Genomic DNA, 7,976 nt, shown 5'->3' on the forward strand with positions numbered 1-7,976 from the left:
CTCCATCGCTTCGTGCCTAGAGGCCGCTCGGATACGTTTCCGGCGTCTCGCCGGCGATCCACAAGCTGGTGACCTCCAACGGCTCCAACGCCCGCGTCCGGTCGATGTGAATCATCGCGTCGAACTGGTCGGCGGGCCGGACGTGGAAGTAGTGGCTCTGCCGTTCGGTCTCGGGGCGGTAGATCACCCCGATGGCACGCCCCAGGCGCACCGCGCCGAGGGGCTCCGCGGCCCCGGGGTTGAGGTGCGGCGACACCACGAACGCCGCCCTGCCCGTTTCGTGCAGGAGTTCTTCGATGCTCCCGTTGAGGGCCGGGCGGACGACCTTGCGTTCGGCGATGCCGCCCCAGTCGCTGGCGGCGGTGACGGTGCCCGCGTACGTGCTGAAGCCGAGCAGGCGGGATTCGTCGCCGTGCCGCTGCCGGACCAGCTGGCCGAGCGTGAGTTGTCCGTCGGCCCACACCTCGGTGGCGCGGGCGTCGCCTACGTGGGAGTTGTGGGCCCACACCACGATTCGCGCGGACGGCACGTCGTCGTGACGGTCCAGATGCTTGAGCAGTGCGTCGAGGGTCTGCGCCATGTGTTTGTCGCGCAGGTTCCACGAGGTGACCCGGCCGCTGAACATCGCCCGGTAGTACACCTCCGCGTTGTGCACCGTCTGGGCGTTCTGGTGGGCGTAGAACAATTCGTCCTCGGCGAGCAGGCCGTCCCTGCGCGCGTAGGCCAGCGCGTTGCGCTGGATCTCGACGAGTTGATCGATCGCTTCCTTCTCGCACGACGGGCCCGCGCCGAAGGCCGCCGAGAAGCCGTACGCCTGACCGTCGTCCGCCGAGGCGTGGTCGAAGCAGGCGTAGCGTTCCCGCGCCCGCGCCGCCGCCTTGGGGTCGATCTTGTCCAGGTAGCCGATCACCTCCCGCATCGACCGGTGCAGGCTGTAGAGATCCAGGCCGTAGAAGCCGGCCTGCCGCTGGCCGTTGTTCTCGTGCAGCCGGTTTCGCGTGCGTAGCCACTCGACGAAGTCACGGACGACGGTGTTGCGCCACATCCAGGCGGGAAAGCGCTCGAAGCCGCTCAACGCCTCGTCGGCGGTGGTGTCGTCGCCGATGCCGCGAACGTAGCGGTTCACCCGGTAGGCGTCGGGCCAGTCCGCCTCGGCCGCGACGGCGCAGAAACCCTTCTCCTCAATCAGCCACTTGGTGATTTCGGCCCGGGCCTCGTAGAACTCGTGTGTGCCGTGCGAACTTTCGCCGATCAGCACGATGCGCGCGTCACCGACGAGCGCGTCCAGCGCCGCTTGCGGCGGCACGCCCGCCGGCGCGTCGATGGCGACCCGGCTGATCACGTCGGCCGGTGTCCGCGCCGCGGCGCCCCGCGACGCCCCGGTCGTCGGCGTGGCGAGCAGCCGGCGGACCTCGTCGTCGGTGACCTGGCGGAAATCCCAGAAGGACTCGCCGACCGCGAGGAACGGGGTGGGCATGCTCGCGCACACGACGTCGTCGACCTGCCCGGCGAATTCCCGGCACGTCGACTCGGGGGCCGCCGGCACGGCGATGACGATGTGCGCCGGCTCGGCTTCGCGCAGCGCCTGCACCGCCGCGGACATGCTTGCGCCGGTGGCCAATCCGTCGTCGACGAGGATGACCGTCTTGCCGGCCACCTCCACGGGTGGGCGCCCGTCGCGGTAGGCGGCCTCGCGCCGAATCAATTCCCGACCCTCACGCTCGGCGACCGCGCGCAACTCCTGCGGGGTGATACGCAGGCCACGCACGACGTCGTCGTTGACCACCACGCGGCCCCCGCTCGCCAGTGCTCCCACCGCGAATTCCTCGTGGCCGGGCGCGCCGAGCTTGCGCACGATGAAGGCGTCCAGCGGCGCGCGCAGCGCCGCCGCCACCTCCCACGCGACGGGTATGCCGCCCCGCGCCAGACCCAGCACGATCACGTCTGGCCGATCGCGGTAGGCCCCGAGGAGGTTGGCCAGCACCCGGCCGGCCTCGCTGCGGTCGCGGAACACGCGGCGCGGCGAGCGCCGGGTCGCGTCAGCTGCTCTGGTCATCGCGCACCGCGGTCACTACGCCGCTCGGCGGGCGGACGGGAAGGGTCGCCATGGCAATCTCCTCGATCCCTTTCACCATTGACGACTTTCATCCGACCAGTCCGCCGTAATCGGCGGTAGGGACCGAAGTCCCAGGCTTACGGGTCGTTCGTCGGGTCACCGTTTCCGGCGCAGCTCGGCCATGTAGGCCATCACCCGGTTGAGGATGAGGCCGTAGGCGTCACCGTCTTGGGTGAGCCGCACGAGCCCGCGGTGGCGCAGGAAGCCGTCGAGGCGCTGGTCCAAACGCCAGTCGACGTAGGTGTGGCCGGCGTAGGGCGAGTGCAGAAATTCAAAGGCGAGCTCGTCGACGTCGGCGTCGGTTATCGACGGGCATCCGTCTGTGGTAGAAGGCATTTGGCTGCTACCCGACTCGGCTGTGATCCCGGATGGCGGCCTGCACCGCGGCGAATCGTGCTCGAGCCCGCTCGTCGGCGGCCTGCTGCTCGGCGGCGGTGACGACGATGGCGTCCGGGCCCGGGAACACGGTCGCCTCCTCCCCGGTGGCCAGCCACCGCACCCGGTAGGGCGGTTCACCATCGGGGGAACGCACGGAGGTGATCAGCCCGCGCAGATCCGGGCGACCGATCGTGCCGCTCTTGATGACGAGCCAGTCCCCGGCATCGGCAATCATCGTCGACTCCCTTCGAAATCCATGGCCACAATCCGGGCCGCCCTAGCGGCGTATCTCCAAGACATCGCCGAGGGGCCGCCGCGGCGTCGGTTCCGGGCCGCCCTTGCCCGCGAAGGCGGTGCCCACCCGGATCAAGACCTGGGGCACCGCTTCGGTGTCGGCTATCAGCTGACGGACCATGTCGCGGCTGGCCGGCAACTCCGTCACGTGGGTGACGGTGCACGTCGCCAGACCCGCGATGGTGCATTCCAGCAGGATCGCGGAAAGCACCTGGCCGCACAGGAATGCGTCCGCGCGGGTGTCTCCCGGGGTGGACAGGACGAGCACCTCCGCTTGGTCCGCGAGTCCCGCCGAACCCGGTCGGGCGTTCGCGTCGGCGGGAAACCGGCGGTTCACGTCGACGGCGCGCCGCTGCGCGTCGCTCACCAGCGCCGCCGTGGGGATGCCGTCGTCGTGCCTGCCCGGCGCTGTCCACCAACGCAATTCATGGTGATAGACGTCGTCATAGCGGCGCAGCGCCTCGGTGAGACGCGCCGCCTCCACCAGCCGCGGCCGCGCGTCGTCGGCGAGCACGTCGAGGGAGACCAGGCCGGGGTCGAAGGCGCTCCGCAGCACCGGCTCGAACGACGCCCAGTCCCTCGGTGCGCCGAACGGCCGCCGGTCTGTCCGGCGGCGCAGGATCGCCGCGGCGCGATCGCGCCGGGCCGCGGCGACGTAGTCGGTCGGGAGGAAGTCGACCGAGGCCAGGTGGTCGAGGTTGTTGGGGTTGGGAAACTCGTCGACGCTCGTCGCCCACCCGTCGGCCGCCATCGCGACCCGGAAATGGTCGAGCACCGCGCCGCAGCTGATGATCGACTCGCGGCCGGAGCCGTCGGCCGAGGGCACCGTGCGGTCCGGGTCGGCAAACAGGTCGACGCTCGGGCCGTCCGCGACCCATCGCCAAGGCTGGGTGTTGTGCAGCGAAGGGGCGCGACAGGCCAGCTCCACCGCCCTGGTGAGCACCTTGGTGTCGACCAACGTCGGGGTCATCGCTCGTCGCCCCTCCTTTCCTACCTGGACCCTCGGGCATGCGGGCAGCGCGCGCCAGGGTCCTTGGTCCCCAGCGTCGGGTCATTGGACCCGGGGTCGACTGATGACCTTTGTCTCTATTGCGGCGATGCCCCGCGGCAAACGATGAAGGCGACTACCCGAAGCGAGGACCCTGTCATGGACGTCATCCGCAAAACGGCCACCGACTTCTCCGTTCGGCCCAACCTCACGGACTACGAACACGAGCGCGCCCAGTTCCACTGGTCCGATGTGCCGGATCCGTGCGAGGGCATGGGCCCCGGCCTGTGCAACATCGCCTACGCCGCCGTCGATCGTCACACCGCTGGTCCGGCCGCCACGCGCACGGCCCTGCGGTTCGTCCCGGACCGGCCCTGGGACGGTGTGATCGCCACCCAAGACCTCAGTTACGCCGAGCTCGGCCGGCTCTCCCGGCGGTTCTCCAGCGCGCTGCGCTCGTTGGGCATCAACAAGGGCAACCGCGTCTTCACGCTCATGGGCCGCACCCCGGAGCTCTACATCGCGATGATGGGCGCGCTGCGCAACGGCAGCGTCGTCTCACCGTTGTTCTCGGCCTTCGGGCCGGAGCCGATCGCCACCCGAGTCAACATCGGGCAGGCCGACGTGCTGGTAACCACGAGGGCGATCTACCAGCGCAAGGTCGCCAAGATCCGCGATCGGCTCCCCTCGCTCCGGCACGTCTTCGTGGTCGACGACGGCCAGGGCGGCGGCGCGCCGCCGGGGACGCTCGACTTCTGGCAATGGCTGGACGCGGCCGACGAGAACGCGCCGATCGAACCGACCACCGCCGACGACCCGGCGCTGCTGCACTTCACCAGCGGGACCACGGGCACGCCCAAAGGCGCCATCCACGTGCACGGCGCCGTCGTGATGCACTACGTCACCGGCTTGTACGCGCTCGACCTGCATCCCGACGACACCTATTGGTGCACAGCCGATCCCGGTTGGGTGACCGGCACGTCCTACGGCATCATCAGCCCGCTCCTGCACGGGGTCACCTCCATCGTCGACGAGGCGGAATTCGACGCCGAACGGTGGTACCACATCCTGCAGGACCAGGGCGTCTCCGTGTGGTACACCGCACCGACCGCCATCCGGATGCTGATCAAGGCCGGACCGGAACTGCCCGCGCGCTACCACTTTCCGCGGCTTCGGTTCATCGCCAGCGTCGGCGAGCCGCTCAACCCCGAGGCGGTCTGGTGGGGAAAGCGGGTGCTGGGCCTGCCGATTCACGACAACTGGTGGCAGACCGAGACGGGCGGCATCATGATCGCCAACACACCCGCGTTCGACATCAAGCCCGGGTCGATGGGCCGGCCGCTGCCCGGGGTCGACGCCTTCATCGTGCACCGCGACGACGACGGGCCCGTCGAGGTCGTCGACGAACCCGGCGTGGAGGGTGAGCTCGCGCTCAGGCCCGGCTGGCCATCGATGTTCCGCGGTTACCTGAACGCCGAAGAGCGCTACCGCAACGCGTTCGCCGACGGCCTCTACCTGTCCGGGGATCTCGCGAAGAAGGACGCCGACGGCTACTTCTGGTTCGTCGGCCGCAAGGATGACGTGATCAAGTCCGCCGGACACCTGATCGGTCCGTTCGAAGTGGAAAGCGCGCTGACCGATCACCCCGCCGTCGCCGAGGCGGCCGTCATCGGCATACCCGATCCGACGGTCGGCGAAATGGTAAAGGCCTTTGTCACGCTGAAGAACGGCGTCCTGGCCGACGAGGACCTGCGGCTGCAACTGATGGGCCACGCCCGCAAACGGCTCGGGGCCACGGTGGCGCCCAAGGAGATCGAATTCGTCGACTCGTTGCCCCACACGAGCAGCGGCAAGATCATGCGGCGCCTGCTGAAGGCCCGCGAACTCGGCCTGCCCGAAGGTGATACATCCACCATCGAGCAGCGCCCCGTCCAGCACGCCGAAGGGGTGCCATCATGACCGATACGAAACTGGCCCATGAGCTGTTGTCCGACATGATCCGGGTGCGGCGCATGGAGGAGAAGTGCGCGGAACTGTACAGCGCGGCCAAGATTCGCGGATTCCTGCACCTCTACGTCGGTGAGGAGGCCGTGGCCGCGGGGTCCCTGCGCGCACTGGCCGACGACGACGCGGTGGTTGCGACGTACCGCGAGCACGCGCACGCGCTGCTGCGTGGCATCCCGATGACCTCGATCATGGCCGAGATGTTCGGCAAGCAGGAGGGCTGCTCGCGGGGCCGCGGCGGTTCCATGCACCTGTTCGACGCGGCCAAGCGGTTCTACGGGGGCAACGCCATCGTCGCCGGCGGCCTGCCGCTCGCGGTGGGCATCGCGCTGGCCGACGCCATGCTGCAGCAGAAGCGGGTCACCGCCTGCTACTTCGGCGACGGCGCGGTGGCCGAGGGCGCGTTCCACGAGTCGCTGAACATGGCGGTGCTGTGGAACCTGCCGGTGCTGTTCTGTTGCGAGAACAACCTTTACGCGATGGGCACCGCGTTGGACCGCGCCCAGTCGCAGACCGACCTGACCGTCAAGGCGGCCGCGTACCGGGTTCCCACGCTCGCGGTCGACGGGATGGACGTCGAGGCATGCCATGCCGCCGCGCAGCAGGGCGTCGACCACGTTCGCGACACCGGTGGCCCGTTCTTCATCGAATTCCGCACCTACCGGTTCCGCGCGCACTCGATGTTCGACCCGGAACTGTACCGGGACAAGGCGGAAGTCGAGCGATGGCGCGAGCGCGACCCGATCCAGGCGTTCACCGACAAGTGCGTGGGCGACGGCACGCTCTCCGACGCCGACGTGCGTGAGATCGAAGACGCGGCCGTCGCCGAGATCGAGGCCGCGGTGGCCTACGCCGAGGCCGGAACGTGGGAGGACGTGGCGGATCTCGAGCGCGACGTGCTGACCGAAGAGGCAATGCGATGAAGACCAGCTATCGAACCGCCGTGCACGACGGCCTGCGCGACGCCCTGCGTGATGACCCGCGCGTCGTGGTGATGGGGGAAGACGTGGGGCGTTATGGGGGAACGTACGCCGCCTCCAAGGGCCTGCTGGAAGAATTCGGCCCGGAGCGCGTGCGCGACACGCCGCTGTCGGAGCTGGGCTTCGTCGGAATCGGAATCGGCGCGGCCCTCAACGGGTTACGGCCGATCGTCGAAGTCATGACGGTGAACTTCAGCCTGCTGGCGCTCGACCAGATCGTCAACACCGCCGCGGCCCTGCGTCATATGTCCGGCGGGCAGTTCTCCGTGCCGATCGTCGTGCGCATGGCGACGGGCGCCGGTCGCCAGCTCGCCGCGCAGCATTCGCACAGCCTCGAGCCGTGGTACGCCCACATTCCGGGCATCAAGGTGCTGGCTCCGGCCACCGTCGAGGATGCGTACGGCATGCTAGGGCCCGCGCTGGAGGACCCCGACCCGGTGGTGATCTTCGAGCACGTTCAGCTCTACAACACCTCGACCGACGTCGACGTCCTCTCCCCGACCGACATCTCGCGCGCGGCGGTTCGCCGCACCGGCGGTGACGTCACGCTGATCACCTACGGCGGCTGCCTGCCGAAGACGCTCGACGCCGCCAACGAGTTGTCCCTGGCCGGAATCGACTGTGAGGTCATCGATCTGCGCGTGCTGCGCCCCCTCGACGAGACCACGGTCCTGGAATCGGTCCGCAAGACGCATCGCGCGGTGGTGGTCGACGAGGCCTGGCGCACCGGCAGCCTCGCCGCCGAAGTCACCGCACGCGTGATGGAGGGCGCCTTCTACGACCTGGACGCGCCGGTGGCGCGGGTGTGCAGCGCCGAGGTGCCCATTCCCTACGCCAAGCACCTCGAAGAGGCCGCTTTGCCGCAGACCACCAAGATCGTCGCCGCCGTGCAGAGCCTGTTCGGGGAACAGCCGTGATCGAATTCAAGATGCCCTCGCTCGGCTCCGACATGGATGAAGGCACCCTGAACGAGTGGCTGGTCAAGCCCGGGGACAAGGTGACGCGCGGCCAGGTCGTGGCCATCGTCGAGACCACCAAGGCCGCGGTCGAGGTCGAATGCTGGCAGGAGGGCATCGTCGACGAGCTCGTCGTGCCCGTGGGCGAAACCGTACAGGTGGGAACGACTTTGGCCACCCTGACGGCCGCCGGCGGCTTGGTTCCCGGCTGGGCGACGGGCTTGGGCGCGGCCGGCTTCGCCGCCGCGGCGTGCTCGACG

The 7,976-nt window shown here is 69.2% G+C and carries 8 protein-coding genes; 4 read left to right on the plus strand and 4 right to left on the minus strand.

Annotation, left to right across the window (positions count from 1 at the left end):
- Positions 1-16: 16 nt before the first annotated feature.
- From A5701_RS26475 to A5701_RS26490, 4 genes are all read right to left on the minus strand, one after another.
- A complete protein-coding gene (locus A5701_RS26475; RefSeq protein WP_156670281.1) occupies positions 17-2,056 on the minus strand; it encodes an erythromycin esterase family protein in 2,040 nt (679 codons plus the stop codon).
- A 156-nt stretch (positions 2,057-2,212) separates the two neighbouring features.
- The gene (locus A5701_RS26480) at positions 2,213-2,452 is read right to left on the minus strand and encodes a hypothetical protein (protein ID WP_067761150.1); all 240 of its coding nucleotides are present in this window, start codon (positions 2,450-2,452) and stop codon (positions 2,213-2,215) included.
- Positions 2,453-2,459: 7 nt separating this feature from the next.
- Positions 2,460-2,729: a DUF1918 domain-containing protein gene (locus A5701_RS26485; RefSeq protein ID WP_067761152.1), complete on the minus strand. Its 270-nt coding sequence runs from the start codon at positions 2,727-2,729 to the stop codon at positions 2,460-2,462.
- A gap of 42 nt (positions 2,730-2,771) precedes the next feature.
- Positions 2,772-3,758, minus strand: coding sequence for an NAD(P)H nitroreductase (locus A5701_RS26490; protein WP_067761153.1), 987 nt, complete (start codon positions 3,756-3,758; stop codon positions 2,772-2,774).
- Between the two features lie 177 nt (positions 3,759-3,935).
- Here A5701_RS26490 and acsA point away from each other — a divergent pair, with 177 nt between their 5' ends.
- The 4 genes from acsA to A5701_RS26510 form a co-directional block, all read left to right on the plus strand.
- Entirely contained in the window at positions 3,936-5,735 is a 1,800-nt protein-coding gene (gene acsA / locus A5701_RS26495) for an acetate--CoA ligase (protein WP_067761155.1), read from the plus strand.
- Positions 5,732-6,703 carry a pyruvate dehydrogenase (acetyl-transferring) E1 component subunit alpha gene (gene pdhA / locus A5701_RS26500; RefSeq protein ID WP_067761159.1) on the plus strand — a complete coding sequence of 324 codons (972 nt, stop codon included), beginning with the start codon at positions 5,732-5,734 and terminating at the stop codon, positions 6,701-6,703. Before acsA ends, pdhA begins: the two co-directional genes overlap by 4 nt.
- Complete coding sequence (locus A5701_RS26505) at positions 6,700-7,677, plus strand: alpha-ketoacid dehydrogenase subunit beta (protein ID WP_067761161.1); 978 nt, start codon at positions 6,700-6,702, stop codon at positions 7,675-7,677. Before pdhA ends, A5701_RS26505 begins: the two co-directional genes overlap by 4 nt.
- Positions 7,674-7,976: biotin/lipoyl-containing protein (locus tag A5701_RS26510; protein WP_304528235.1), on the plus strand; the 303-nt coding region annotated here is incomplete at its 3' end. The genes A5701_RS26505 and A5701_RS26510, both read left to right, overlap by 4 nt.

The organism is Mycobacterium sp. E3305 (assembly GCF_001666785.1).
Lineage (GTDB): Bacteria > Actinomycetota > Actinomycetes > Mycobacteriales > Mycobacteriaceae > Mycobacterium.

Excerpts from the sequence above, each read along its gene's own strand:
- A5701_RS26475 (WP_156670281.1), bottom strand. The coding sequence starts at position 2,056 with ATGACCAGAGCAGCTGACGCGACCCGGCGCTCGCCGCGCCGCGTGTTC.
- A5701_RS26505 (WP_067761161.1), top strand. The coding sequence starts at position 6,700 with ATGAAGACCAGCTATCGAACCGCCGTGCACGACGGCCTGCGCGACGCC.
- A5701_RS26490 (WP_067761153.1), bottom strand. The coding sequence starts at position 3,758 with ATGACCCCGACGTTGGTCGACACCAAGGTGCTCACCAGGGCGGTGGAG.
- acsA (WP_067761155.1), top strand. The coding sequence starts at position 3,936 with ATGGACGTCATCCGCAAAACGGCCACCGACTTCTCCGTTCGGCCCAAC.
- pdhA (WP_067761159.1), top strand. The coding sequence starts at position 5,732 with ATGACCGATACGAAACTGGCCCATGAGCTGTTGTCCGACATGATCCGG.
- A5701_RS26485 (WP_067761152.1), bottom strand. The coding sequence starts at position 2,729 with ATGATTGCCGATGCCGGGGACTGGCTCGTCATCAAGAGCGGCACGATC.
- A5701_RS26480 (WP_067761150.1), bottom strand. The coding sequence starts at position 2,452 with ATGCCTTCTACCACAGACGGATGCCCGTCGATAACCGACGCCGACGTC.